The sequence below is a fragment of the Brevundimonas olei genome, assembly GCF_037055245.1.
Classification (GTDB): Bacteria; Pseudomonadota; Alphaproteobacteria; order Caulobacterales; family Caulobacteraceae; genus Brevundimonas; species Brevundimonas olei.
The window spans coordinates 39,992-63,330 of the sequence record NZ_CP146369.1; the positions used below are offsets into that span (position 1 = coordinate 39,992).

The following is a 23,339-nucleotide window of genomic DNA, read 5'->3' on the forward strand; positions in this document are numbered from 1 at the left end:
GATGAACGTCGAGGACGAGACCTCGAACTTCGACATCGGCCGCATCGACGAGGTGATCCACGGCCGGGTGCGCCTGGGGATCATGGCCTGTCTGGCTGGTGTGGAGAGCGCCGACTTCGGCGAACTGAAAGCGCGGCTGCAGACCACCGACGGGAATCTGTCCGTGCATTTGCGAAAGCTGGAGGAGGCGGGATTCGTCGCCGTGTCCAAGAGCTTCCAGGGCCGCAAACCCCAGACGCGGGCCAGCATGACCGAGACGGGCCGCGACGCCTTCCTCGCCTATCTGGACGCCATGTCGGCCCTGGTGGCGGGGCGCTAGCCCGGACTGGCGCCCCCCGTCGAACAGTCTAAGAAAGGCGGTCATGAGCGACCGCCTTTCGCCGTTCGAGGCCATCGACAATTTCCGCGACTACGGCGGCTACGCCGTGGACGACCGCCTGCTGGCGCGCGGGCGGCTGTATCGCGCGGCGCATCAGGCGCGGGCGACCGACGCCGACGTGGCGCGGCTGGCGGCGCTGAAGCTGGCCGCCGTGGTCGATCTGCGCCGTCCCAGCGAGCGGCGCGCCCAGCCGTCTCGCCGCCCGCCCGGCTGGGCCGGGACTCTGATCGAAAGCGATCATGACGACGGGGGCGAGGCGCCGCACCTGACCTTTCTGAAGACCGCCGACCTGACCGAGGCGTCCGGCCGAACCTTCATGACCGAGACCTATCGCCGCCTGCCGTTCGAGGCGGCCCATGTCGATCTGTTCGGTCGCTACTTCCGTCTGCTGGGCGAAGCCGAGGGACCGGTGCTGATCCACTGCGCGGCGGGCAAGGACCGGACCGGCCTGCTGGCGGCCCTGACCCACAGCCTGCTGGGCGTGGCGCAGGACGACCTGATGGCGGATTATCTGGAGACCAACAGGGCCGTGAACCTGGAGGGCAGGGCCGAAGAGATGGCCCGTCGCCTGACGGCCATGACCGGCCGCACCGCGTCGCACGGGGCCGTGGTCGCCTTCCTGGGCGTCGAGGCGGCCTATCTGAACGAAGCCTATCGGGCCATCGCGGCGCACAGCGGTTCGGTCGGCGGCTACCTGCAGCATGTGCTGGGCGTGGACGCGCCCCTGGCCGACCGCATCCGGGCGCGGCTGGCGCCGTGAACGCCCTGCCCGCGCGCCTTGTCGAGACGCATCCCTGGCGCGAGCCCCTGGCGACGGCGGCGGGGCTGAGCCGGCGCGAGGGCGCCCTGGCCTTGCTGGCCGGCGCCGGAGATCCGGACGCGCACGGCGGGCGCTGGTCCTTCGTCGCCTGCGAGCCGGACCAGACCTTCGTCGGGCGGGTCGACGACGAGGCCTTGTTTCAGCGCCTGCGCGATCCGGCCTATGCGGGCGGCGGCGTCGTCGGGCTGATGAGCTATGACGCCGGGGCGCGGCCCGCGACCGGCGAACGCGGGGGCGGTTGGCCCGACCTGATGCTGGCCCGCTATCCGGCCCTGCTGGCCTTCGACCATCGCGAGCGGCGGGTGCAGGCCGTCGGACGCGGGATCGACGCCGAGGCGGCGCGCCTGCAGGTCCGTCGGGCGGCCGAGTGGCTGGAGGCGGCGACGTCGGTCGCGCCGCCCCCGCCGCCGTGCGATCGCGCGGTCGAGGAAGGCTCGGGCGCGGCCTATGAGGCGGCGGTCGCCGACGTGATCGCTCGTATCGGCGCGGGCGAGCTGTTCCAGGCCAATATCGCCCGCGCCTGGACCGGAACGCTGAAGCCGGGGCGCGATCCCTTCGACGTCTTCCTGCGGCTGTCGGCGGAGCGGGGCGCGGCCTACGGCGCCTTCTGGCGCCTGGGCCGAAGGGCGCTGGCGTCCAACTCGCCCGAACTGTTCCTGACCTTCGACGGCGACAGCGGCCGCATCGAGACCCGACCGATCAAGGGCACCCGTGCAAGAGATCCCGACCCGGTCCGGGACGCGGCCCTGGCCGCGGAACTGATCGCCAGCGCCAAGGACCTGGCCGAGAACCTGATGATCGTCGATCTGATGCGCAACGACGTGGCGCAGGCGGCCCGGCCCGGCTCGGTCCAGGTCCAGCGGCTGTTCGAACTGGAGAGCCACCCGACGGTGCACCATCTGGTCTCGACCGTCAGCGCTCAGGCGGCGGACGGCGTCGGTCCGGCCGAAGTGATGGAGGCCGCCTTCCCGCCCGGCTCCATCACCGGCGCGCCCAAGCATCAGGCCATGAAGGTGATCGCAGGCCATGAGCCGCCGCGCGGGCCATGGTGCGGCTCCCTGTTCGGCTCGGGGCTGGGCGAGGAGGCGCGACTGACCGCCTCCGTCCTGATCCGCACGGCGGCCTTTGAGCAGACGGCGCTCGGCTGGGGCTGGCGCGCCCTGGCCGGAGCGGGGATCGTCGCCGACAGCGACCCGCGCGCCGAACGGCTGGAGACCGAGGCCAAGTTCCGTGCGCTTAGGGAGGCCCTGGTCGGCTAGGGCCGCCGAGTCAGACGGGGCAGTCGGCGCAGGCGATCCGGTCGGTGGTGCGCGGGCGGAGATAGTAGCTGCGCCGGAAGGTGACGCCGTTGGGAATGACCTGGGCGAAGGCCGATTGGTAGGCGTATTCGGTCTCGCCCAGGATCAAGGTCTCGCCCGTCGAGATCACACCCGGCGGCAGGTCGGTCACTACGGAGCGCGGGGCGCGGCCGGTCAGGTTGCGGTTGTTGGCGCCGCTCCATTCGACCGTGGCCACGCCGCGCGCATCCACGGTGACGCTCGAGACGCGGATGGACAGCGGCGTCGAGGAGAAGGGGCGCATGATCATGTCCCCGATTATGAAGGTGCTCTCAAGGTCCCGGATATTGGTGCCGCCGGACTGGGCCACCAGATCCGCGACCATGGAGGCGGCGTGGCTGGCGCGACGCTCGGCCATATAGCCCTGACTGAACTCCACCAGGCCGAAATAGATGGTGATCATCACCGGCGCGACCAGGGCGAACTCGACCGCAGAGACGCCGCGCCGGTCCCGCAACAGGCGGCGCAACAATCCGATGTCCGCGGCGCGTCTCATTTATAGGGCTCGTTACGGAAGGCCAGGGTGGTGGTCAGCATCACGCGACGATCGGCGGTGCGCGACACCGCCTGGGCGATGAAGGGGGTGACGATGGGATGTTCGTACCAGACGCGCACCAGCACCCGATCGCCGGGACCGCCGGGCTGATAGGTCAGGACGCCAGGGTCGAAGGTCCCCGTTTTAAACGGGTCTGCGTCCGGCGGCGTCGAGAAGCCGTCAACCACCCGGATGTCGATGAAGGCGCGGCTGGGGCAATCGCGCGAGAAGACGCCCATGTTGGCGCACAGGCGCGCCTTGATGTCTTCGGCTTCGAGCTTCTGTTCCTGGGCCAGGCCGGTGCGGATCTGCCGGCCGGCGTCGGAGACGGCGGTTTCGGCCAGGGCGTCGACCAGAAGCATCAGGCCGATCTCCAGTATGCCGAACAACAGGATGAAGAAGGGGAGGGCCACGAGGGCGAACTCCACGGCGGTGGAGCCCTCGCGGCGTCGCCGACCTCGCATCAAACTCGGCCCCTGTCGCATGGAGTCAGGGCGCCGTGGACGGGCGCGCGGCGGGCGCGCAACGAGTCCCGCAGGCGACCTCGACCGCCTCGCCCCCGCGCCAGACGCGCACCGAGCCGGTCTCGCCGGGACTGACCGAAACCTGACGCTGAAACAGCGGGCGGCCCAGGGCGTCGACAGCGATGATTTCCGTCAGGCCGTAGCTCTTGCCCGTGATGAACAGGGTGCGGGCGTCGGTCACGGCGACGTCGGCGATGCGCGGATTGGCCACGATGACCGAACCGGCCGGGGCGCGAAGCTGCACCCGCGTGGCCTGATCCAGCTTGACGTCGAGCGGCCGGTCCTGCGCCGAAGCCGGCATGGCGAGGGCAAGCGTTGCGGCCAGGCCGACGAAAAGAATAGCGGGGCGCATGGCGAGACCTCCGAGAGCGTCAGAACGGGCGCGCGCGAGCGCCGGACGCGAAGCTGACGCTCAAAGGTCAAGAAACCCTGAAATTCGAGATCGACGCCGAAATGAAACGCGAATTTCAGTAAACAACCCAGTAACCATCATTTCTTCTGCTGATCGGCGAGATTTTACTCGCTCTTAAGAGGCGTCGACGCATTGTCGCCATGCAAACGGGGGTCAAGCGGGCAAAACCGAAGACCCTGATAGTGGGTCATCAGCTCGTTACTGAACAAAGGAAGACAAGACATGCGCAACTTCATCACGCGCTTCGCTAAAGACGAATCCGGCGCCACGGCCATCGAATACGGCCTGATCGCCGCTCTGATCGCTGTGGCGATCATCGGCGCGGTTGGCATCCTTGGCGGCAAGCTCAAGGAGACGTTCACCGGCGTGAATACGGCGATCACTGCGGCTGAAGCCGCTCAGAACTAAGCTCCAGAGTTCCTTAGGAGAAAGGCCGGGACTTTCACGTCCCGGCCTTTTTCATGCGCCAGATCGACTACAGAAACCGCGCCTTAAGAGATGAAGCCGTAGGATCTACGCATGCTCGCGATCTCCTTCACGCTATTGGCAGTCTTGCCCGTCCTGGCCGTCATCGCGGCCTTGCATGATTTGACGACGATGAAGATTCCGAACTGGATTTCAGGCCTTTTGATCGTCGGCTTCTTTCCGGCGGCCTTGGCGCTGGGTCTGCCCTGGGCGACGGTGGGCGTTTCAGCAGCTCTGGCGGCCGTCGCCCTCATCATCGGCATGGGGATGTTCGCGGCGAACTGGATCGGGGGCGGAGACGCCAAGCTGCTGGCCGCCGCCATGTTGTGGATGGGCGTTTCAGGCGCCCTGCCCTTCATTCTCTTCACCGCGCTCGCCGGCGGCGGCTTCTGCCTGCTGCTGCTGACGGCGCGCAGCCATCTGCCCTTCTTCGCCCAGACCGGCCCCGGCTGGGTCATGCGGTTGATGCAGCCCAAGGGCGACATCCCCTATGGCGTCGCCATCGCCGTCGGCGCCTTGCTCGCCTATCCGTCCAGCCCCTTGATGACCGCCTTCATCGCGGGTTGATGACGCCGTTCGTTAAAGCGCCGAGCTTAGGGGCGCGTTAACCATGACAAGCCATTATCCCTGACAGGCAGGGGGCGGATCATCCGGGTTCGCGCGATCGCGTCTGCCGGAGAGACTGGATGAAACCCGCCAAGATCGCCGTCATCTGCGTTGCAGCCCTTGCAGCCATCGGCCTGGCCCTGGTCGTGCGCGCCATGGGATCGTCGGGACAGCCGACAGCGACCGCATCGGCCGCCGTCGAGACGCGGCCCATGGCTCGGGTGCTGGTCGCCGCGCGGGATCTGGAGCCGGGCCGACGCCTGACCGAAGCCGACCTGAGCTGGAAGGACTGGCCGGTCGACGAACTCAACCCTCTTTTCATCACCGACGGCCCGCCGCCGACGCCCAAGGCGGAAGGCGCAGCCGCCGAGAACGCCGCCGCTGGCGGCAAGAGCGCCACGGTGGAGCGCGCCATGAAGGCCGTCGCCGAACTGAACACGCCGGGGGCCAAGGGCGACTACATCGGCGCCGTGGTGCGCGAAACCGTCCTGGCCGGAGAGCCCCTGGTGGCGCGCAAGGTCGTGCGCGCCGGGGACAGCGGCTACATGGCCGCCTATCTGGAGCCGGGGATGCGGGCCATGGCGATCCGCGTCACGGTCGAGACCGCTGCGGGCGGCTTCATCCTGCCTGGCGACCGGGTGGACGTCCTGCTGACGCGCGAGATCAAGGGCTCGGGCGACGACGGCGGAACGCGATACTCGGCCGCCACGGTGATGCGCAACGTCAAGGTCCTGGCCATCGACCAGAGCACCCGCGCCGCCGAGGACGAGAAGGCGGTGGTCGGCGCCACCGCCACCCTGGAGCTGACCGGCCGCGACGCCGAGGTCCTGGCCCTGGCCAAGTCCGAAGGCGACCTGTCGCTGGTGCTGCGCTCCTACGCCGATACGGCCGGGCCGTCGGGCCATGTGCCGGGCGCGGTTCGCGGCGCTCGCGCGGCGGGCGGCGGTTCGGTCGTGAAAATCTATCGCGAGGGCCAGGTCGAGACGGTGACGACGCCATGAGGACGAGGCTATCCGGCATGAATCGTTTCGCCGTCGCCGCCTGCGCCGCCCTGATCGCCCTGGGCGGCTCGGCGGCGTCGGAAGGCGCCAGGGCCCAGACGCGCGCGGCCATCACCGCAGGCTCGGCCCCCCAGCTGGTCAATCTGCCGCGCGGGACCTCCTTCGCCGTCGACCTGCCGACCGATGCGCGCGACGTCATCATCTCCAATCCCACCGTGGCCGAGGCCATGCTGCATTCGCCCCGGCGGATCACCATGATCGGCCTGGCGGGGGGCGAGACGGACGCCGTCTTCCTGGATGCGGGCGGCCGCACCATCCTGGCCCTGCGCGTTCGCGTCGATGCAGGGGTCAGCGCGCTTCAGGACACGCTGGCGCGCGTGGCGCCGGGCTCCAACCTGCGCGCCGAGGCGGTCAACGACAGCATCATCCTGACCGGCGTGGCCGCCAGCCCGGCCGAGGCCGACCGCGCCGCCCAGGTGGCGCGCGCCTTCGTCAGCGCCCCTGAAAAGGTCATGAACATGATCGCCGTCGCCGGCTCGGACCAGGTGACGCTGAAGGTGCGCGTGGTCGAGGTGCAGCGCAACGCCATTAAACAGCTCGGCTTCGACACCCAGGCGGTGATCGGCCGGGTCGGCGACACCCAATGGCTGCTGGGCAACAGCGCCACCTGGGGCGTGAACGGCTCCTTCCTGGGCGGGCTGGCGGGCGGGATCGCGCGCGACACCACCAAGAATTTCCAGATGCAGATGCCCTGCGGTCCCGGCTGGCCCGAGGGCTCCATGTGCCCGGTCACGGTCGACGGCAGCCCCGGCGACCCCAGCAACTGGGACACGGCCCAGCCCGGAACCGGCCCGGGTTCGGACGGGCTGAACAAGGGCGAGGCCATGCTCAAGGCCTTCGAGCGCGTCGGCCTGGTGCGGACGCTGGCCGAGCCCAACCTGACCTCGGTCAACGGCGAGGCGGCCAGCTTCCTGGCCGGGGGCGAGTTCCCCGTGCCCGCCGGACGTGATCGCGAAGGCCAGGTCACCGTCGAGTACAAGCCCTACGGCGTCGGTCTGTCGTTCCGGCCGGTGGTCCTGTCGGAAGGACGCATCAGCCTGCAGGTCAAGGTCGAGGTGTCGGAGCTGACGCCCAACGGGGGCCTGACCATCGGCGCGGGCACGCCGTCCTCCATCACCCTGCCGGGCCTGAGCGTGCGGCGCAGCGAGAACACCATCGAACTGCCCTCGGGCGGGTCGATGATGATCGCGGGCCTGCTGCAGGAATCGACGCGCCAGGCGATCGACGCCCTGCCGGGCATGACCAACCTGCCGGTGCTGGGCCAGCTGTTCAGGTCGCGCGACTATGTGATGGGCGAGACCGAACTGGTGGTCATCGTCGAACCCTATATCGTCAACCCGACGTCGCCGGGGCGGATGCAGACCCCCGCCGACGGCCTGCGCATCGCCCAGGACGCCCAGACCATCTTCTTCGGCCAGCTGAACCAGGTCTACGGCTCGCCCGCCCCGGCGGCCCAGCCCGGCGCCGGCTGGCGCGGTCCTGTCGGCTATGTGATCGAGTGAGCGCCATGATCCGCACCGCCTCCATCTCCGCCGTTCTGGGCCTGAGCCTGACGCTGTCGGCCTGCGTGGGCGGCCCGGCCAGCCTGGGCGGCGAGCCGCCGCTGACCCCGACCTCGCGCTTCTCGCTTCAGGTCGAGCCGGGCCTGGACCGCATCGCCCTGGCGGTGCACGAGACCGGCCTGTCGGCCAATCAGCGCGCCGCCCTCGACGCCCTGGTCGGCCGTTTCGCCATGGAAGGAGCGCCCGTCCTGGTCATCGAGGCGCCGGCGGGCGGCGATCCGGCGGCGGCCCAGGCGGCTTGGAACGTCAAGGCGGCGTTCGAGGCGGCGGGCGTGCCGGGCGAACGCATCCAGCTGGTCGGCTACGCCGCGCCGGACCCGAGGGCGCCGGTCCTGGTCGGCTTCGAGACCGTGCAGGCGGTCGTGCCGCAGTGTGGAGCCCAATGGGGCAATCTGGGCCGCACCGGCGACAACCAGTCAGCCTCCAACTTCGGGTGCGCCGTCACCGCCAACCTGGCCGCCCAGATCGCCGATCCGCGCGACATCGTCGCCCCGCGCGCCATGACGCCGGCCGACGCGGGCCGTCGCTCCGTGGTGTTCGACGCCTATCGCGAGGGCGCGCAGACCGCCGCCCAGCGCGAGGCGCTGATCTCGCAGACCAAGATTTCGCAGGCGGTGCAATGACGTCCGCGCCCAAGCCCTTCCCGACACCGGATTTCGACGCCCTCGACGGGTTCGATCTCGACGACGACTTCATGGACCTGCACCCCGCGCCGAGCGTCGCGCCCGCGGCCCTGGACCGGGCGGCGGACGCCTTTGATCCGGTCGGGCGGATGCGCGACGAGACCGAGACGGCCATCCGGTCGCAACCGCCCGTGTCCGCCCCTGCCGCCGCCGAGCCCGTGGTGGCGGCCCTGCCCGCGCTGGAGCCGTCGACGGCCCTGACGCTGGGCGGCCCGGCCTCGGTCGAGGTGTCGATCCCCCGCATCGGCGTGCACATCTTCGCCGAGCGTCAGGACACGGCCGCCGCCGCCGAGCGCGCCGGCCAGGACCGCCGCATGGCGCGCGCCACGACCCAGATCCGCCTCGGCGGCGTTCAGGCGGCGATCGAGGCCTATCAGGCCGAGCCGACGCCGCCCCTGATCATCGTCGAGAGCCTGAAGGCGCCGCAGGAGTTGCTGGCCGAGATCGACCAGCTGGCCCAGGTCTGCGACGCGGGCACCAAGGTCGTCATCATCGGCGCGACCAACGACATCCTGCTGTTCCGCGAACTGATGCGGCGCGGCGTCAGCGAATATCTGGTGGCGCCGGTCCAGCCGCTGCAGCTGATCGCCGCCATCGGGGGCCTGTTCGCCGACCCGGCCCAACCCTTCGTCGGCCGCACCATCGCCTTCGTCGGCGCGCGCGGCGGGGCGGGAGCCTCGGCCGTGGCGCACAACACCGCCTATGCGATGAGCGAGCGGATCGGCGTCAACACCGTCATCGTCGACTATGACCTGCCGTTCGGCACGGCGGGGTTGGACTTCAACCAGGACCCGCTGAACGGGGTGGCCGACGCCCTCAGCCAGCCCGACCGCCTGGACGCCACCCTGCTGGACCGGATGATGGTCCGCTGCACCGACAAGCTGAGCCTGTTCGCGGCGCCCGCCACCCTGGAGACCGACTGGGACATCGGCGCCGAGGCCTTCGAGGAGGTCACCACCCGCATCCGCGCCACGGCGCCCTTCGTGGTGCTGGACCTGCCGCACCTGTGGTCGGGCTGGATGCGCCGGGCGCTGATCGCGGCGGACGAGGTGGTGGTGGTGGCGACCCCGGACCTGGCTTCGCTGCGCAACGCCAAGAACATGATCGACCTGATCAAGCAGGGCCGTCCCAACGACGCCCCGCCGCGCCTGGTGCTGAACCAGGTGGGGATGCCGGGTCGGCCCGAGATTCCGGCTAAGGATTTCGGCGCGGCCCTAGGCGTCCATCCCAGCCTCAGCATCCCCTTCGACGCCAAGGTGTTCGGCGCGGCCGCCAACAACGGCCAGATGATCGTCGACGCCGCCGCCAGGACCAAGGCGGCCGAGGCCTTCGAGACTCTGGCCCAGATCGTCTCGCGCCGCGAGCTGCCGGCCGCGTCCGCGCGCGCGACGGGCCGGCCCAGGCCGGCCGCCAAGGGAAGCGGCTCCCTGCTCGGCTCCCTGTTCAGCAAGAAGTCCTGAGGCCGTGTTCGGCAAGCGGACAGCACAACCGGGCCTCGCCCCCGCCGCGCCGCGGCCCGCCCCAGCCGTCGCGCCGGAAGCGCAGCCGCGTCGCGCGCCCGAGCCGGTCGACGGCTTCTCCGCCGACGACCTGGACCCTCTGACGCCGTCGCCTGCCGCCGCCCCGCGCAGCGACCGGCTGGACGCCCTGGACGGATTGCTGGGCCGCAAGCCCGAGCCAGCCCAGACCGCCATGCCGGGCGCCGCGCCTGCGGCCGGTCCCCGCGCCACGCCGGGTCTGGAGCAGCTCAAGAAGGCCCAGGCCGTCGCCGAGATCGTGCGCGAGCAGAGCGACTATTATCACGCGACGAAGACCACCATCTTCAACGCCCTGATGAACACCATCGACCTGGCCCAGCTGGCGCAGCTGGACCAGAAGGCGGCGTCCGAGGAAATCCGCGACATCGTCTCCGAACTGGTGGCGATCAAGAACGTCTCCATGTCGGTGGCCGAGCAGGAGCACCTGGTCCAGGACATCCTGAACGACGTCCTCGGCTATGGTCCGCTGGAGCCGCTGCTGGCGCGCGACGACATCGCCGACATCATGGTCAACGGCGCAGGCCGGGTCTTCATCGAGGTCGGCGGCAAGGTGCAACTGACCAATGTCCGCTTCCGCGACAACGGCCAGTTGATGAACATCTGCCAGCGGATCGTGTCCCAGGTCGGCCGCCGCGTCGACGAAAGCTCTCCGATCTGCGACGCCCGCCTGCCCGACGGCAGCCGCGTCAACGTCATCGCCCCGCCGCTGGCCATCGACGGTCCGACGCTGACGATCCGCAAGTTCAAGAAGGACAAGCTGACGATGCGCAACCTGGTGGAGTTCGCCTCCATCAGTCCCGAGGGCGCGCGGGTGCTGGGCGTCATCGGCGCGGCGCGATGCAATCTGGTCATCTCGGGCGGCACGGGCTCGGGCAAGACCACCCTGCTGAACACCCTGACGGCCTTCATCGACCCGACCGAGCGCGTCATCACCTGCGAGGACGCCGCCGAGCTGCAGCTGCAGCAGCCGCACGTCGTGCGTCTGGAGACCCGCCCGCCGAACCTGGAGGGCCAGGGCCAGATCACCATGCGCGACCTGGTCAAGAACTGCCTGCGGATGCGCCCCGAACGCATCATCGTCGGCGAGGTGCGCGGTCCCGAGGCCTTCGACCTGCTGCAGGCCATGAACACCGGCCACGACGGTTCAATGGGCACCCTGCACGCCAACAGCCCGCGCGAGGCGATCAGCCGTCTGGAATCCATGATCACCATGGGCGGCTACGGCCTGCCGTCCAAGACCATCCGCGAGATGATCGTCGGCTCCATCGACGTCATCGTCCAGGCCGCGCGCCTGCGCGACGGCAGCCGCCGCATCACCCACATCACCGAGGTGGTAGGGCTGGAAGGCGACGTCATCGTCACCCAGGACCTGTTCGTCTACGACATCACCGGCGAGGACGCGCACGGCAAGATCACCGGGCGTCACCGCTCGACCGGCATCGCCCGTCCGCGCTTCTGGGACCGCGCCCGCTACTACGGGCTGGAGCGCGAACTGGCCGAAGCCCTGGACGCGGCGGAGTAGGGCGATGCTGCTTCCCATCCTGGCGGCGGTCCTGGCCTTCATCACCATCGGCGGCGTCGGCTGGGTGCTGGTCGGCGGCGACGATTCCTCGGGCCAGGCGGTCAAGCGCGCCAAGACCATGGGCGGGGTTCGGGCCGAGGCGGCGGCGAGCGCCAAGCGTGCGGCGGCGGCCAATACGCCCGAGGCCCGGCGCAAACAGATCCTGCAGCAGCTTCAGGAGGTCGATCGGCGCGAGCGCAAGGCGCGCCTGACCATGGCGGCCAAGCTGAAGCAGGCGGGCCTGACCCTGTCGATGCGGACCTTCGTCATCATCAGCGTGGTCGCGGGCCTGGTCGGGGCGTTTCTGGCCTTCGTGCTGGGGGCCAACATCCTCATCGTCCTGGGCGTCGGCGTGGCCGCAGGCCTGGGCCTGCCGCGCTGGATCGTCGGCTTCAAGGCCAAGGCGCGGATGAAGAAATTCTCCCTGGCCTTCGCCGATGCGATCGACATCCTGGTGCGCGGCATCAAGACCGGCCTGCCGGTGCACGACTGTTTCAAGATCATCGCCCGAGAGAGCCCCGAGCCCCTGGCCGGGGAGTTCCGCCTGCTGGTCGAGGGCATGGGGGTGGGGCTGACGCTCGCCCAGGCCCTGGACAAGATGTATGAGCGCATCCCGACGCCGGAGCTGAAATTCTTCGCCATCGTCATCGCCATCCAGCAGAAGTCGGGCGGCAACCTGGCCGAGGCCCTGAGCAATCTGACCTCGGTGCTGCGGGCCCGAAGGATGATGGTCGAAAAGATCAAGGCCCTGTCGTCCGAGGCCATCGCCTCGGCCGGCATCATCGCCTCCCTGCCGCCAGCGGTGATGATCCTCGTGATGCTCTCGAGCCCCAGCTACATGCTGCTGATGTTCACCGACATCCGCGGCCAGGTCATGCTGATGGGCGCGGGCCTATGGATGGCGATCGGCGTCTTCGTGATGAAGCGCATGATCAACTTCAAGTTCTGACGAGGGAGCGACGACCGTGAACGGCTTCATGCGCTTCATCACCGACCCGCAGAACCTGCTCAGCATCGGGGTGGGCGTGGCCGTCTTCGCCAGCGTGCTGACGCTTCTGTCCTCCTTCGTCGACGGCGGGCCGCGCCTGGACAAGCGGATGAAGGCGGTGGCCGAGCGCCGCGAGGAACTGCGGCGCCGTTCGCGCCAGGCCATGCGCGGCGGCGCGGCGGGCGGCGAAGGCGCCAGCCTGCGCCAGACCGACGACAGCTTCCGCAGCCGGGTGGTCGCCCGGCTGAACCTGATGAAGCTGCTGGAAGACCCCAAGGTCGCCGACAACATGATCCAGGCGGGCTTCCGCGGGCCGAGGCCGCTGAACACCTTCTACTTCTTCCGCTTCGCCACCCCCTTCATCCTGATGGCGCTGACGGCCTTCTATCTGTTCGGCGTCGTCAAGCCGGACCTGCCTCTGACCACCCTGATCGCCTTCGTGGTCGGGGCGGCGGGCGTCGGCTTCTATGCGCCGAACATCTATCTGAAGAACATGATCGACAAGCGGCGGGCCTCGATCGTGGCGGCCTTCCCGGACTCGCTCGACCTACTGCTGATCTGCGTGGAGTCCGGCATGTCGATCGAGGCGGCCATCCAGAAGGTCAGCCAGGAGGTCGGCGGCCAGTCGATCGAACTGGCCGAGGAGTTGTCCCTGCTCTCGGCCGAGCTCAGCTATCTGCCCGATCGGCGCATGGCCTATGAGGGCATGGCCAAGCGGACCCAGCATCCGGGCATCAAGGCCGTGGCCACGGCCATGACCCAGGCCGAGACCTACGGCACGCCGCTGGGGTCGGCCCTGCGCGTCATGGCCAAGGAAAACCGTGATCTGCGTCTGGCCGCCGCCGAGAAGAAGGCTGCGGCTTTGCCCGCCAAGCTGACCGTGCCGATGATCCTGTTCTTCCTGCCGGTGCTGTTCGTCGTCATCCTGGGCCCGGCCATCATCAACATCCAGGACATGATGAAGGGCGGCTAGGCGTTTCAGCCTTCCTCGGCGGTCCGCTTCAGGGCCTCGCTGATGGCCTGATAGGCCGGGCGGATGCGAAGGCGGTGCTTGTCGTGGAACAGTTCGGCGCGCAGGCCGGTGAAGACCGTGCCGTGCGACACGATGCAGGCCCCCCGCTCCAGCTCCTCGATCTCATAGTAGCGCAGGGTGCGGAACAGGAATCCGCGACGCTCGATCCAGACCAGCTGGGCGTTGGGCTCCCATTCGCCCAGCCTCGCCTGCACCTGCCGCTCGCCCAGGTCCGGCAGGCGTTCCGTCAGGCTGATCGGCGCGCCGAAGCCCAGGGCGCCCTCGACCTCGACCTCATGCGGATTCCAGCGGTTCCAGCCGCCGAAGTCCGTCAGCACTTCCCAGAGGCGTTCGGCCGTGGCGCGCACGCCGATGCGGTTCTCGATGCGGATCGTTTCCATGGCGCTTCCTGTGACACGGCTTTTCGCGTTTAGGAAGACGGCGCGGCGTCCGGCCTTTGTCCTTGGAGCGGCCGCCCCGCCGCGTTAAGTCCGGGCCTCAGCGCAAGGAGCCGTCATGATCACCCGCATCCAGCCCGACAGCCGCATGAGCCAGGCCGTGATCCACGGCCAGACCATCTACCTGGCCGGACAGGTGGGCGAGCCGGGCGAGGACGTCGCCGCCCAGACGCGCACCGCCCTGGCCGAGGTCGAGGCGATCCTGGCCGAATGCGGCAGCGACAAGACGAAGATTCTGTCGGCCCAGGTCTGGCTGGCCGACATCGCCGATTTCGAGGCGATGAACGCCGTCTGGGACGCCTGGGTCGATCCGGCCCACCCGCCCGCCCGCGCCACCTGCGAGGCGAAGCTGGCCACGCCCGATTACCTCGTCGAAGTCATCGTCGTGGCGGCGCGCTGACATGGCCCGCGTCATCTCCCCGGAAAGCGAGCTGGAGCGGTTCAAGGCGACCCGCGTCACCGCCCTGTATCGCCTCGATCTGATCGAGAAGGGGGCGCAGCTGACCTATGAGGACGGCACGCCGGTCGACATGGCGTCCGAGGCGCAGCGGTTAAAGGATCAGGTCGCCGACATGGACCGCCGCATCGCCCGGCTGGAAGCGGCGCAAAAGCCGTGAGCCTGGACAGCGTCCGCGCCTTCTTCGCGCAAAAGGCGCCCGACGTCGCCGTCATCGAACTGGACGTCAGCACCGCCACGGTGGCCGAGGCGGCCGCCGCCCACGGCGTCGAACCGGGCCAGATCGCCAAGACCCTGTCCCTGCGCGCAGGCGACCGCGTCGTCCTTCTGGTCACGGCGGGCGACGCGCGGCTGGACAACGCCAAGGCCAAGGCGGCCTTCGGCGGCAAGATCAGGATGCTGGACCTCTCGGAAGTCGAGGGCGTGACCGGCCACCCTGTCGGCGGCGTCTGCCCCTTCGGCCTGGCGACGCCCCTGCCGGTCTATTGCGACGCCTCGCTGAAGGCCTGGGACGTGGTGATCCCGGCGGCCGGCGCCATCCATTCGGCCGTCCGCATCGCCCCTGAGCGGATGGCCGCGCTGACCGACGCTGAATGGGTCGACGCCTGCCGCTAGGCCGACGCCGGCGGCGAGTTACCGTCCAGAAGCGCGGCGATGCGCGCCAGCTTGTCCGGATTTCGCGTGATGAAGACCTCGACCACCCGGCCGTCGACGATGGTCAGGGCCGTCGTCTGCAGGATGCGGCCGCGCTCCAGGCTGATGTAGCCGGGCAGGCCGTCGATCCAGACGGGACGGAGCATTTCCGAACCTTCCTGACCGTATTTGCGGTGCAGGCCGGCGTAGAGCCGCAACAGCTTCGACGCGCCCTGAATGGCGTTGTGGAAGGCGATCACCTTGCCCCCGCCGTCCGACTTCAGCGTCGCCTCGTCCGCCAGAAGGGCGCCGAGGGCGGCCATGTCGCCGGATCGCGCCGCGTCGAAGAAGGCGCGGGCGATGCGTTCGCCCTCTTGCGGCTCCACGGCGTAGCGGGGGCGGGCCTCCCGGATATGGCGGCGGGCGCGGCTGGCCAGTTGCCGCACCGAAGCGGGATCGCGCTCCAGCGTCGTCGCCACCTCGTCGAAGCCGACCTCGAACACGTCATGAAGAAGGAAGGCGGCGCGCTCCAGGGGCGACAGCCGCTCCATGGCGGTCATCAGGGACAGGGTCAGATCATCGGCGAAGACCTCGGCGTCCGCCTCCGGCCCGGTGATCAGCGGCTCGGGCAGCCAGGCGCCGACATAGGTCTCGCGTCGCACGCGGGCGGATTTCAGCAGGTCCAGCGCCAGGCGGGTGGTGGTGCGCGTCAACCAGGCGCCGGGCTCGCGAATCTCGGCCGGGTCGACCCGGCTCCATCGGAGCCAGGCCTCCTGCGTCACGTCTTCCGCCTCGGCCAGGGAGCCGAGCATGCGGTAGGAGAGGCGCGTCAGCCGGGGCCGATGCGCCTCGAAGACTTCGGTCGAGGGATCAGGCCGCGACACGCGCCGGGCCTGCCGGATGGGCCGAGCGGAAGCCGACGGCGAGCCGGTTCCAGACGTTGATCGCCCCGATGGCGAAGGCCAGCTTCACCTGTTCGGCTTCACTGAACTCGGCCTTGAACACGGCATAGTCCGCATCGGACGCCTGGGACTGTTCGATGCGCGTCAGGCTTTCGGCCCAGGTCAGGGCGGCGCGTTCGCGCGGGCTGAACAGCGAGGATTCCCGCCATGCGGCGAGCAGATGCAGACGCACCTCGCTCTCACCCGCCCTGCGGGCGTCGGCGGTGTGCATGTGCAGGCAATAGGCGCAGCCGTTGATCTGCGAGACGCGGATCTTCAGCAGTTCCAGAAGGCTGTGCTCCAGGCCGCTGGCGGCGACGGCCTGCTCCAACCGCACCATCGCCTGATAGACGTCGGGGGCGGCCTTGGCGGGGTTGGCGATGCGCGGTGTCATGTCGTGGCTCCTGTGGCTTGAGTGCGCGTCCTTCCATGACGAGACAGACCATCGGGCTGTGACATGACGCGGCAGATTCAGGGCTTCAGACGCTCCAGCACCGTCGTGATGACGCGTTCATAAGCGTCGCTCAGGGCGCGCAGTTCGGCCTCGGGCACGCGCTCGTCGACCTGGTGCATGGTTTGGCCGACCAGACCCAGCTCCAGCACCGGACACAGGGCGCGGATGAAGCGGGCGTCCGAGGTGCCGCCGGTGGTCGAGGCCTCAGGACGGCGGCCCAGCGCCGCCTCGACGGCGTCCTGCACCGCCGTGACGAAGACGCCCGGCTCGGTCAGGAAGGCTTCGCCCGAGCACATGTGCTCCAGCTCGATCTGCAGGCCGGTCTCGGCCTGAAGCGCGCCCGCCTCGCGGTTCAGCCAGTCGATCAGACCGTCGCCGGTGTGGGTCGGGTTGAAGCGGATATTGAGCCGCGCCTTCGCTTCGGCCGGGATGATGTTGGTCGCCGGATTGCCCACGTCGATGGTGGTGATCTCAAGATTCGACGGCGGGAACTCGGGGTAGCCCTCGTCGAGGACGTGAGCGTCAAGCCGGGCCAGCAGGCGAGCGATGACCGGGGCCGGATTGGCGGCGCGGTCGGGATAAGCGACGTGGCCCTGTTTGCCGTGGACGGTGATCCAGGTGTTCAGCGAGCCGCGCCGCCCGACCTTGATCATGTCGCCCAGGTGGTGGGCCGAGGAGGGTTCCCCGACCACGCAGGCGTCGATGACCTCGCCCTCGGCGGCCAAGGTCTGGACCACCCGCTTGGTGCCGTGCAGGGCCGGGCCTTCCTCGTCGCCGGTGATCAGGAAGGACAGGGAGCCCTCGATCTCGCCTAGGGCGAGGACGCGCGAGACGGCGGCGACCCAGGCGGCGACGCCGCCCTTCATGTCCACGGCGCCCCGGCCATAGAGGACGCCGTCGCGGGTCTCGCCCTCGAACGGTCCGGCGCTCCAGGCCTTCAGATCGCCGATCGGCACCACGTCGGTGTGGCCGGCGAAGCAGAGGTTGGGCGAGGCGGTCCCGCGCCGGGCGTAGAGGTTCTCGATCCGGGCGTCGTGGCCCACGCCGCTCGGCCCCTCGAACACCATGCGGCGACAGGTGAAGCCCAGGCCGGTCAGGGCGCGCTCCAGCACGTCCATCGCCCCTTCGTCGGCAGGCGTGACGGAGGGGATGCGGATCAGGTCGCGGGTCAGTTCGACAGGATCGATGACGGAATGTGATGCGGCGCTCATGCCGCTATGCTTTAGGCATATCGCGCACCCGCGAGAAGGCCCGAAAACCGTGCCCAAGATCGACATCGACGCCGCCCCGACCATCCACGGAACGGGATATCCGGAAGAATTCGCCGGTCCCTGCAAGCCGCGTCGCCGCTGGCGGCTGGGCGACGCGGTCGGCCTGGATCAGTTCGGCGTCAATCTGTTGCGCCTGCCCGCCGGGGCCTGGTCCAGCCAGCGCCACTGGCATAGCGCGGAAGACGAGTTCGTCTGGGTGCTGGACGGCGAGGTGGTGCTGGTCGAGGACGAGGGCGAAACCCTGTTGCGCCCCGGCGACTGCGCCGGCTTCAAGGCAGGCGTCCCCAACGGCCACAAGATCGAGAACCGCAGTGATCGCGAGGCCATGTTGCTGGAGGTCGGTTCGCGCCGTCCCGCCGAGGACGCCTGCGACTATCCCGACATCGACATGATCGCCTCCAAGGGAGAGGACGGTTATCGCCGCCGCGACGGAACCCCCTATCCGAAGACGCCCAGACGAACGTGACGACCGAAAGCATCGATTCCGCCCCGACGGTTCCGCCCCAGCCGCCGCTGCCGCCTGGACCGCCGCCCGGTTCATCTCATGACGGCGGCCCGTCCAGCCCCTGGGGCATCGGCGACTTCCGCCTGCTGTGGCTGGGCCGGATGGTGGCGGTTCTGGGCATCCAGATCCAGTCCTCGGCCCTGCTGTGGCAGGTCTATGAGATCGCCCGGCGCGACCATCCGATCGAGGAAGCCAGCCTCTATCTGGGACTGGTGGGCCTGTGCCAGTTCCTGCCCCTGCTGGCCTTCACCCTGCCGGCCGGGGCCATGGCCGACCGACACGACCGCAAGCACACCGTCACCCTGTCGATCATCGTCGAGGGGATGTGCGCGAGCGCCTTCCTGATGATGGCGCTGCACGGCTCGCCGCCCCTGTGGGGCCTGCTGGCGGTCGCCGCCGTCTTCGGCGCGGCGCGCGCCTTCCTGGCCCCGGCCAGCCAGGCCTTCCTGCCGATGGTGGTGGGACGCAGGGCCCTGCCGCCCGCCATCGCCGCCCAGTCCATCGCCTTCCAGACCGGCGCCATCGCCGGACCGGCCCTGGGCGGGGTCATCGTCGGCCTGTCGGTGCCCCTGGCCTACGCCTCGGCCATGGGGCTGTTCCTCGTGGCGGTCGCCTGCTTCCTGCTGATCCGCACCCGAGGCAAGCCCCAGGTCGATCCGTCCAAACTGGGCCCGGTGCAGCAGGTCAGGGAAGGCCTCGCCTATGTCTGGAAGACCAAGATCGTCCTGGGCGCCATCTCCCTGGACCTGGTCGTCGTCCTGCTGGCCGGGGTGGCGCTGCTGACGCCGATCTTCGCGCGCGACATCCTGCATGTCGGCGCGATCGGCTTCGGCCTGCTGCGGGCCTCGTTCGGGGTGGGGGCGCTGATTATGGCCCTCTACCTCAGCCGCTTCCCCATCGTGCGTCACGGCGGGCGGTGGATGTTCGGGGCGGTGGCCGTGTTCGGCGTCTGCACCCTGATCTTCGGCCTGTCCAAGAGCGTCTGGCTGTCAGGGGCGGTGCTGTTCCTGGGCGGGGCGGCGGACATGATCAGCGTCAATATCCGCCAGACCCTGATCCAGCTGGCCACGCCCGATCACATGCGCGGCCGGGTGTCGTCGGTGTCCATGCTGTTCATCGGCGCCTCAAACGAACTGGGCGAAGCCTATTCCGGCGTCATGGTGCGCCTGCTCGGCCCGATCGGGGCGGCGGTGTTCGGCGGCTTCGGCGCCCTGGCCGCGACCGGGGTCTGGGCCAGGGTCTTCCCCAGTCTGAGGAAGGCGAACAAGCTGACCTGATGCGCTCAGAACGACCCTTCTCCCCTTGTGGGAGAAGGTGGCATGCGAAGCATGACGGATTCGGGGTGGCGGCGGCGTCATTTGTCATGTTCGCATAGAAGAAGCGCCGCAATCGGCTGATCGCGGCGCCCACACCCCTCATCCGAGCGCCTTCGGCGCCCACCTTCTCCCACAAGGGGAGAAGGGCAGATCAGCCCCAGGGGCGGAAGTGTTTCGACAGCTTGAGCCCCTGGCTCTGGTAGTGGCTGCCGCCTTCGCCATAGAGGCGCGAGGGCCGCTCGGTCAGCGGCTCATAGACCAGTCGGGCGACGATCTGGCCATGCTCCAGCAGGAAGGGGGTGTCGTGGGTGCGAACCTCCAGCACGCCCTTGGAGCCGGCGCCGTGCGCCTCGTCCGTGCCGAAGCCGGGGTCGAAGAAGCCGGCGTAGTGGACGCGGAACTCGCCGACCGAGGGGTCGATCGGGGTCATCTCGGCGGCCTGATCGACCGGAATCTCCACATCGTCCGACGAGGCCAGGATGTAGAACTCGCCCGGGTCCAGCAGCAGTTCGCCGCGGCGCAGGGTCAGCGGCTCCCAGAAGTCGCGCGGGTCGTGGCCGTCGATGTGGTCCATGTTGACCACGCCCGCGTGACGGCGGCCGCGATAGCCGACGACGCCGTTGTCGCCCGCGCGCAGGTCGACGCCGACGCTGCGGGTCTCCAGCTTGGGCGGCTCGCCCGCCTTGAGGCGCAGCTGGTTCAGCCGCGTGCCCGGCTTGACCAGGATGGAGAAGGTCTGGGGCGCGATCTCGAGATACAGCGGGCCGTCATAGCCCTCGTCCACGTCGTCGAAGCTGCCGCCCTGATCGGTCAAAAGGCGCACGAAGACATCGACGCGGCCGGTCGAGCTCTTCGGATTGGCGCGGGCGTTCAGCCCCTTGGGCAGGCTGAGGCGCTCCTGCAGGCGGGCGATATAGACGCAGCCCTTCTCCATCACATAGCCGCCCGACAGGTCGATGGCGTGCATGGCGACGTCGGCGATGCGCTCCTCGACCTTGCGCTGACCGGGCAGGAAGGAGGCGCGCACGCGCCAGGCCTGGTCCGACAGGCGCAGGTCCAGGCTAGCGGGCTGGACCTGATCGACGTCGAACGGGGTGTCGGAGGCGATGGCGCCCGCCGCGATCAGGGTCTCAATGCCCTGGAAGGGAAGGATGCCGGAGCGGGCGGGAATCTGAAAGCTGGTCATGCCGTCCTGTTCTCACACGGATTTTCTCGTCTGTGTAGCTTGTCGGCGACGACAGACGCTTGAACCCCGCGTACGGCGGGCTGCATATAGCGCATGCACTCCGCTCCTGCCTACTCCGCCGAGACCGAAGGCGTCGTCGTTCGCGTCCGCCCCTCCTATCTGGCGGGCCAGTCGGACCCGGCCGAGGGGCGCTGGGTCTGGGCCTATCAGGTCGAGATCGTCAATCTGAGCGGCGGTCCGGTGCAACTGGTGGCCCGGCGCTGGACCATCACCGACGCCCTGGGCCGGGTCGAGGAGGTGCGCGGCCCCGGCGTGGTCGGCGAGCAGCCGCTGATCGAGCCGGGCGACAGCTACGCCTACGCCTCGGGCTGTCCGCTGACGACGCCCTCGGGCTCCATGGTCGGCGCCTATTTCATGCAGGACGCCGAAGGTCGGATGTTCGAAGCCGCCATTCCGGCCTTCAGTCTGGACGTGCCGGATTCCCGGCGCGTCCTGAACTAGCCTGCGCCCCGTTGTCACAGCCCGGCTTTCAGGCTTAGCCTCGCCGCACATTCACGAGGCTCCCGCATGACGGACACCCCCGCCGGAACCGGCAAACGCATAGAACTGACCATCCGCGCCCTGATCCTGGGGTGTCTGCTGGCGGCGGTCTTCACGGCGGCCAACACCTATCTGGGGCTGAAGGTCGGCCTGACTTTCGCCTCGGCCATTCCGGCGGCGGTCATCTCCATGGCCCTGCTGCGGGCGTTCCGCGGTTCGACCATCTGGGAGAATATGACGGTCCAGACCGTCGCCTCGGTCGGCGGCTCGATGAGCGCCATCATCTTCGTCCTGCCCGGTCTGGTGATGATCGGCTGGTGGATGAACTTCCCCTTCTGGGAGTCGGTGATGATCTGCGTGCTGGGCGGGGTGCTGGGGGTGACCTTCTCCATTCCCCTGCGCCGCACCCTGGTCGTTCAGGGCGGCCTGCCCTACCCCGAGGGCGTCGCCGCCGCCGAGGTGCTGAAGGTCGGTTCGCCCGGCGCGGACCAGACCGAGGAGGCGGTGCGCGAGAACCGTTCCGGCCTGTTCGTCGTCATCGGCGGAGCGATCGCTTCGGCGCTCTTCGGCTTCCTGGCCGCCGCCCGGGTGTTCGCAGCCGAGACCGCCGCCTTCCTGCGCCTGCCCGCGGCGCTGGGCGGCGGGGCGACCGGGGTCGGCTTCTCAATGCAGTTCGCCCTGCTGGGCGCCGGTCACCTGATCGGGCTGGCGGTCGGCCTGACCCAGTTGTTCGGCCTGGTCCTGGCCTGGCTGATCTTCGTGCCCATCCTGACCTCCCCCGAGTTCGCCGCCTGGGCCGTCGCCCACGGCGTGCCCTCCATCGCCGCCACGACGCCGGCCGAAGCCGACGCCGAGGGCCTGGCCATGAGCGTCTGGGCCCAGGAGGTCCGCTTCATCGGCGCGGGGGTCATCGGCGTCGCCGCCCTGTGGACCCTGGCCAAGCTGGCCAAACCCCTGGCCGCCGGCCTGGCCTCGGCCATCTCCGCCCAGGCGCGCCGCGCCCATGGCGAGACGCTGGAGCTGGCCGAGCAGGACATGCCCATCAAGCTGGTCGGTCTGATCTCGGTCGCCGCCCTGGTCGGCATCGCCGTCCTGCTGGCCGTGGTGGCCCAGGGCACCGCCCTGGCCGGATCGGCCCCGCTGCTGGTGATCGGCGGCCTGGTCTATGTCGTGGTCATCGGCTTCGCCGTGGCCGCCATCTGCGGCTACATGGCCGGGCTGATCGGGTCGTCGAACAGCCCGGTGTCGGGCGTCGGCATCCTGGCCATCATCATCGCCTCCCTGCTGATGCTGGGCGTGCTGGCCATCGCCGGGGTTCCGGCCGATCCGTCGATCGTCGCCTTCGCCCTGATCGTCACCGCCGTGGTCTTCGCCGTGGCCGTAATCGCCAACGACAACCTGCAGGACCTCAAGACCGGCCAACTGGTCGAGGCCACGCCCTGGCGTCAGCAGACGGCGCTGCTGGTCGGCGTGGTGGCCGGCGCCCTGGTCATCCCCTTCGTGCTGGACATGATGAACCAGGCCTTCGGCTTCGAAGGCGGCCCGCCCGCCATCGTCCAGGGCTCGCAGACCCTGGCGGCGCCTCAGGCGACCCTGATCTCGGCCCTGGCCAAGGGCGTCATCTCGGGCGATCTGCGCTGGGATCTGATCGGCATCGGCGCCGTGGTCGGCGTCCTGGTCATCATCCTCGACGTCATCCTGCGCCGCACGACCAACGACCGGATCAAGCTGCCGCCGCTGGCCGCCGGGATCGGCGTCTATCTGCCCGCCGCCGTCACCACCATGCTGGTCGTCGGCGCCGTCTGCGGCTGGCTGTACGACCGGGCGGTCAAGTCGACCCGCTACGCCGATGTGGCCCGCCGCATGGGCGTGCTGCTGGCGTCCGGCCTGATCGTGGGCGAGAGCCTGTTCGGCGTCCTCACCGCCGCCGTCATCGTCGGCACGCGCGACGAGGCGCCTTTCGCCCTACTGCCCGCCGACAGCGGCTGGCCCGCCATGTGGGCCGGTCTGATCGCCTTCGCCGTCCTGACCTACGCCCTCTACGCCTGGGTGCGTCGCCGCGCCGCCAAGGTCTAGGGCGGCCAGGATTCAAGCC

General features: G+C 69.5%; 27 protein-coding genes. 19 read left to right on the forward strand and 8 right to left on the reverse strand.

Going from position 1 to position 23,339, the window contains the following annotated elements:
• The first annotated feature begins 1 nt into the window (after position 1).
• The 3 genes from V8J38_RS00165 (at position 2) to V8J38_RS00175 (ending at position 2,458) form a co-directional block, all read left to right on the forward strand.
• The gene (locus tag V8J38_RS00165) at positions 2-319 is read left to right on the forward strand and encodes a transcriptional regulator (RefSeq protein ID WP_338577287.1); all 318 of its coding nucleotides are present in this window, start codon (positions 2-4) and stop codon (positions 317-319) included.
• A gap of 43 nt (positions 320-362) precedes the next feature.
• Entirely contained in the window at positions 363-1,139 is a 777-nt protein-coding gene (locus V8J38_RS00170) for a tyrosine-protein phosphatase (protein WP_338577288.1), read from the forward strand.
• A gap of 248 nt (positions 1,140-1,387) precedes the next feature.
• Complete coding sequence (locus tag V8J38_RS00175) at positions 1,388-2,458, forward strand: anthranilate synthase component I family protein (protein ID WP_422388350.1); 1,071 nt, start codon at positions 1,388-1,390, stop codon at positions 2,456-2,458.
• Between the two features lie 10 nt (positions 2,459-2,468).
• On the opposite strand, the gene V8J38_RS00180 is transcribed toward V8J38_RS00175, so the two are convergent.
• Genes V8J38_RS00180 through V8J38_RS00190 form a run of 3 tightly spaced genes read right to left on the reverse strand, consistent with a single transcriptional unit; the run spans position 2,469 to position 3,947 of the window.
• A complete protein-coding gene (locus tag V8J38_RS00180) occupies positions 2,469-3,032 on the reverse strand; it encodes a TadE/TadG family type IV pilus assembly protein (RefSeq protein WP_338577289.1) in 564 nt (187 codons plus the stop codon).
• Complete coding sequence (locus V8J38_RS00185; protein ID WP_338577290.1) at positions 3,029-3,535, reverse strand: TadE/TadG family type IV pilus assembly protein; 507 nt, start codon at positions 3,533-3,535, stop codon at positions 3,029-3,031. The genes V8J38_RS00180 and V8J38_RS00185 overlap by 4 nt, the downstream gene beginning before the upstream one ends.
• Before the next feature lie 25 nt (positions 3,536-3,560).
• Positions 3,561-3,947, reverse strand: a complete 387-nt coding sequence (locus V8J38_RS00190; RefSeq protein ID WP_291780965.1) for a pilus assembly protein N-terminal domain-containing protein — start codon at positions 3,945-3,947, stop codon at positions 3,561-3,563.
• Positions 3,948-4,229: 282 nt separating this feature from the next.
• Here V8J38_RS00190 and V8J38_RS00195 point away from each other — a divergent pair, with 282 nt between their 5' ends.
• The 9 genes from V8J38_RS00195 (at position 4,230) to V8J38_RS00235 (ending at position 13,444) form a co-directional block, all read left to right on the forward strand.
• A complete protein-coding gene (locus V8J38_RS00195; protein ID WP_291780962.1) occupies positions 4,230-4,415 on the forward strand; it encodes a Flp family type IVb pilin in 186 nt (61 codons plus the stop codon).
• A 111-nt stretch (positions 4,416-4,526) separates the two neighbouring features.
• Complete coding sequence (locus V8J38_RS00200; RefSeq protein ID WP_291780959.1) at positions 4,527-5,039, forward strand: A24 family peptidase; 513 nt, start codon at positions 4,527-4,529, stop codon at positions 5,037-5,039.
• Positions 5,040-5,158: 119 nt separating this feature from the next.
• On the forward strand, positions 5,159-6,079 hold the full coding sequence (cpaB, locus tag V8J38_RS00205; RefSeq protein ID WP_338577291.1) for a Flp pilus assembly protein CpaB: 921 nt from the start codon (positions 5,159-5,161) through the stop codon (positions 6,077-6,079).
• 17 nt (positions 6,080-6,096) lie between these two features.
• Entirely contained in the window at positions 6,097-7,641 is a 1,545-nt protein-coding gene (locus V8J38_RS00210) for a type II and III secretion system protein family protein (RefSeq protein WP_338577292.1), read from the forward strand.
• 5 nt (positions 7,642-7,646) lie between these two features.
• Positions 7,647-8,324 (forward strand): CpaD family pilus assembly protein, encoded by a 678-nt coding sequence (locus V8J38_RS00215; protein ID WP_338577293.1) that lies wholly within the window; start codon positions 7,647-7,649, stop codon positions 8,322-8,324.
• Positions 8,321-9,844, forward strand: a complete 1,524-nt coding sequence (locus tag V8J38_RS00220) for an AAA family ATPase (RefSeq protein WP_338577294.1) — start codon at positions 8,321-8,323, stop codon at positions 9,842-9,844. Before V8J38_RS00215 ends, V8J38_RS00220 begins: the two co-directional genes overlap by 4 nt.
• Before the next feature lie 4 nt (positions 9,845-9,848).
• Positions 9,849-11,444, forward strand: a complete 1,596-nt coding sequence (locus V8J38_RS00225) for a CpaF family protein (RefSeq protein WP_291780947.1) — start codon at positions 9,849-9,851, stop codon at positions 11,442-11,444.
• A 4-nt stretch (positions 11,445-11,448) separates the two neighbouring features.
• Positions 11,449-12,432: a type II secretion system F family protein gene (locus V8J38_RS00230; protein WP_291780944.1), complete on the forward strand. Its 984-nt coding sequence runs from the start codon at positions 11,449-11,451 to the stop codon at positions 12,430-12,432.
• A gap of 16 nt (positions 12,433-12,448) precedes the next feature.
• Positions 12,449-13,444 (forward strand): type II secretion system F family protein, encoded by a 996-nt coding sequence (locus V8J38_RS00235; protein WP_312219603.1) that lies wholly within the window; start codon positions 12,449-12,451, stop codon positions 13,442-13,444.
• A 5-nt stretch (positions 13,445-13,449) separates the two neighbouring features.
• Here the strand turns inward: V8J38_RS00235 and V8J38_RS00240 are convergent, their stop codons facing one another.
• Positions 13,450-13,884, reverse strand: a complete 435-nt coding sequence (locus V8J38_RS00240; RefSeq protein WP_338577295.1) for an SRPBCC domain-containing protein — start codon at positions 13,882-13,884, stop codon at positions 13,450-13,452.
• Between the two features lie 115 nt (positions 13,885-13,999).
• Between V8J38_RS00240 and V8J38_RS00245 the strand changes: the two genes are divergently transcribed.
• The 3 genes from V8J38_RS00245 to V8J38_RS00255 are packed head-to-tail and all read left to right on the forward strand — an operon-like array spanning position 14,000 to position 15,013.
• Positions 14,000-14,341 carry a RidA family protein gene (locus V8J38_RS00245; protein ID WP_338577296.1) on the forward strand — a complete coding sequence of 114 codons (342 nt, stop codon included), beginning with the start codon at positions 14,000-14,002 and terminating at the stop codon, positions 14,339-14,341.
• A 1-nt stretch (position 14,342) separates the two neighbouring features.
• Positions 14,343-14,558: a hypothetical protein gene (locus V8J38_RS00250; RefSeq protein ID WP_338577297.1), complete on the forward strand. Its 216-nt coding sequence runs from the start codon at positions 14,343-14,345 to the stop codon at positions 14,556-14,558.
• Entirely contained in the window at positions 14,555-15,013 is a 459-nt protein-coding gene (locus V8J38_RS00255; RefSeq protein WP_338577298.1) for a YbaK/EbsC family protein, read from the forward strand. Before V8J38_RS00250 ends, V8J38_RS00255 begins: the two co-directional genes overlap by 4 nt.
• Here the strand turns inward: V8J38_RS00255 and V8J38_RS00260 are convergent.
• The 3 genes from V8J38_RS00260 to dapE form a co-directional block, all read right to left on the reverse strand.
• Positions 15,010-15,915 carry a sigma-70 family RNA polymerase sigma factor gene (locus tag V8J38_RS00260; protein WP_338577299.1) on the reverse strand — a complete coding sequence of 302 codons (906 nt, stop codon included), beginning with the start codon at positions 15,913-15,915 and terminating at the stop codon, positions 15,010-15,012. The two genes, V8J38_RS00255 and V8J38_RS00260, sit on opposite strands and share 4 nt — an antisense overlap.
• Positions 15,902-16,366: a carboxymuconolactone decarboxylase family protein gene (locus V8J38_RS00265; RefSeq protein ID WP_291780921.1), complete on the reverse strand. Its 465-nt coding sequence runs from the start codon at positions 16,364-16,366 to the stop codon at positions 15,902-15,904. Before V8J38_RS00265 ends, V8J38_RS00260 begins: the two co-directional genes overlap by 14 nt.
• Positions 16,367-16,443: 77 nt before the next feature.
• Positions 16,444-17,637, reverse strand: coding sequence for a succinyl-diaminopimelate desuccinylase (dapE, locus tag V8J38_RS00270; protein ID WP_338577300.1), 1,194 nt, complete (start codon positions 17,635-17,637; stop codon positions 16,444-16,446).
• A 49-nt stretch (positions 17,638-17,686) separates the two neighbouring features.
• Here dapE and V8J38_RS00275 point away from each other — a divergent pair, with 49 nt between their 5' ends.
• Positions 17,687-18,163 (forward strand): cupin domain-containing protein, encoded by a 477-nt coding sequence (locus V8J38_RS00275; RefSeq protein WP_338577301.1) that lies wholly within the window; start codon positions 17,687-17,689, stop codon positions 18,161-18,163.
• A gap of 47 nt (positions 18,164-18,210) precedes the next feature.
• Complete coding sequence (locus tag V8J38_RS00280) at positions 18,211-19,479, forward strand: MFS transporter (protein ID WP_422388351.1); 1,269 nt, start codon at positions 18,211-18,213, stop codon at positions 19,477-19,479.
• A gap of 190 nt (positions 19,480-19,669) precedes the next feature.
• On the opposite strand, the gene V8J38_RS00285 is transcribed toward V8J38_RS00280, so the two are convergent.
• Positions 19,670-20,704, reverse strand: coding sequence for a 2'-deoxycytidine 5'-triphosphate deaminase (locus V8J38_RS00285; RefSeq protein WP_292057973.1), 1,035 nt, complete (start codon positions 20,702-20,704; stop codon positions 19,670-19,672).
• A 93-nt stretch (positions 20,705-20,797) separates the two neighbouring features.
• On the opposite strand from V8J38_RS00285, the gene apaG reads away from it, so the two are divergent.
• A complete protein-coding gene (gene apaG / locus V8J38_RS00290) occupies positions 20,798-21,205 on the forward strand; it encodes a Co2+/Mg2+ efflux protein ApaG (RefSeq protein WP_291780909.1) in 408 nt (135 codons plus the stop codon).
• Positions 21,206-21,271: 66 nt separating this feature from the next.
• Positions 21,272-23,320, forward strand: a complete 2,049-nt coding sequence (locus V8J38_RS00295; RefSeq protein ID WP_338577302.1) for an OPT family oligopeptide transporter — start codon at positions 21,272-21,274, stop codon at positions 23,318-23,320.
• Positions 23,321-23,339 lie beyond the last annotated feature (19 nt).